Origin of the sequence: Mesorhizobium sp. M7A.F.Ca.MR.148.00.0.0 (assembly GCF_003997735.1) — a bacterium.
Lineage (GTDB): Bacteria > Pseudomonadota > Alphaproteobacteria > Rhizobiales > Rhizobiaceae > Mesorhizobium.
On record NZ_RZTB01000592.1, the window covers coordinates 1 to 263 of the forward strand.

Here is a 263-nt window from a genome sequence, read left to right on the forward strand (position 1 = left end):
CTGTTCCAGAAGCGCCAGCCGAGGAAGGCGAGATAGGCGACGCCGAGCCACTTGATGGCCAGGAAAACCATGCCGAAACTCTGTGCGACGAAGGCGAGGCCGAGCACCACGGCGGTCAGATAGGTGATGTCGCCCACCATCAGGCCAAAGGACATCGCCAGCGACGAGCGGAAGCCGGAGCCGAGCGCACGCGCGACCAGAGCGGTGATGCCGGGACCAGGGATCGCGGCTGCGATGCCGAGGGCGGCGCTGTAGGCGAGGAA

Annotated in this window: 1 protein-coding gene; it reads right to left on the reverse strand. The window is 66.5% G+C overall.

What is annotated here, in order from left to right:
• Positions 1 to 263, reverse strand: a 263-nt coding sequence (locus tag EOB49_RS35445; RefSeq protein WP_164782009.1) for a LysE family transporter, incomplete at both ends; no start/stop codon positions are given.